Origin of the sequence: Actinoplanes sp. KI2 (assembly GCF_025630775.1) — a bacterium.
Taxonomy (GTDB): domain Bacteria; phylum Actinomycetota; class Actinomycetes; order Mycobacteriales; family Micromonosporaceae; genus Actinoplanes.
In genome coordinates, this window is the sequence record NZ_JAOSZE010000115.1 from 1 (window position 1) to 1,417 (window position 1,417).

A 1,417-nucleotide genomic window follows, 5' to 3' on the forward strand; every position below is an offset into this window, starting at 1 on the left:
TCGGCTACTTGTTTCATTGCTCTAGGACCGCGGCCCGGCCAGGCTTCGGTCTAGGCGTCCGGGCTGTCGTTCTCATTTCGGCTGCCCACCTTGGTGTGGCTCTCATTTGGCCTGCGCAGTCCCGGGCGTCGCTGCAGGGCAGGGAGTGGCTCAAGAGGGGTTTGCGCAGCTCGAAGTAGCGATGCCCTCCCAGCTCGACGAACTGTCGGATCGAGCAGAGGGAGAGTCAGTGAGCCCGTCCGAGCGTGTGGTCATCGGCATGGACCCACACAAACGCTCCGCCACCATCGAGGTGATGGCCAGCGACGAGACCATCCTGGGCGGCGGTCGTTTCGGCACCGACCGCGCCGGCTTCGCGGCGATGGTCACGTACGCCAAGCAGTGGCCGGACCGGGTCTGGGCGATCGAGGGCTGCCAGGGCATCGGCCGGCACATCGCCACCCGGCTGCTTGCCGATGGCGAGCAGGTCACCGACGTCCCGCCGAAGTTGTCCGCCCGGGCGCGGGTGTTCGCCACCGGCCAGGGCCGCAAGACCGACGCCACCGACGCGCACTCGGTCGCGCTGGTCGGCACCCGGATGGCAGGGCTGCGTCCGCTGGTCAACGACGAGCAGCTGGCCGTGCTGCGGATCCTGGTCGACCGCCGGCGTTCGCTCGGTGAGGATCACACCCGGATGGTCTCGCAGCTGCACCAGCTGCTGCTGGAGCTGATCCCGGGCGGGGCCAAGAAGAGCCTGTCCGCCGCTCAGGCCAAGGCGCTGCTGGCCACGGTCCGGCCCCGGGACGTGGCCGGCAAGGCCCGCCGGCGGGTGGCCGCGGAACTGATCGCTGACCTCGAGCGGGTCTAACAACGCTCCAAGCAGGCCGACAAAGAGCTCAAGGAGCTGGTCGCCGCGACCGGCACCACGCTGATGGACCTGCACGGCATCGGCCCGTCCGGCGCCGCCCGGCTGCTGGTGGAGGTCGCCGACGTCACCCGCTTCCCGGACCGCAGCCATTTCGCGTCCTGGAACGGCACCGCGCCCATCGACGCGTCCTCCGGTGACCAGGTCCGTCATCGGCTGTCGCGAGCCGGGAACCGGCAGATCAACCGGGTTCTGCACATCATGGCCACCGTCCAGCTCCGCAACCCGACCGAGGGCCGCGCCTACTTCGACCGGAAGAATGCAACCGGCAAGACCTCGATGGAAGCCATGAGAGCGCTGAAACGGCGCCTGGCCGACGTCGTCTACCGGCAAATGATCAGCGACGTCACAGCGGTGGTGACGGGTTCGGGAGGACACCGGGGAACGTCAACAAACTCCAGCGTGGCCAGCTCTCATCCCCATGCCAGCTCTTCGGAGAAGTCACTTCCCGAACCCGCCGGCAGCAAGCCTAAGGCCTCAGCCCGAACTACGTCTTGACACAGAGGGGAGCCA

Annotated in this window: 2 protein-coding genes; both read left to right on the forward strand. The window is 68.2% G+C overall.

The features are described 5' to 3' along the window. The first annotated feature begins 259 nt into the window (after positions 1–259). Complete coding sequence (locus ODJ79_RS46495; protein WP_263030173.1) at positions 260–847, forward strand: IS110 family transposase; 588 nt, start codon at positions 260–262, stop codon at positions 845–847. A gap of 63 nt (positions 848–910) precedes the next feature. Then, the gene (locus ODJ79_RS46500; protein WP_263030174.1) at positions 911–1,402 is read left to right on the forward strand and encodes a transposase; all 492 of its coding nucleotides are present in this window, start codon (positions 911–913) and stop codon (positions 1,400–1,402) included. The last annotated feature ends 15 nt before the right edge of the window (positions 1,403–1,417 follow it).

Excerpts from the sequence above, each read along its gene's own strand:
- ODJ79_RS46495 (WP_263030173.1), top strand. The coding sequence starts at position 260 with ATGGACCCACACAAACGCTCCGCCACCATCGAGGTGATGGCCAGCGAC.
- ODJ79_RS46500 (WP_263030174.1), top strand. The coding sequence starts at position 911 with ATGGACCTGCACGGCATCGGCCCGTCCGGCGCCGCCCGGCTGCTGGTG.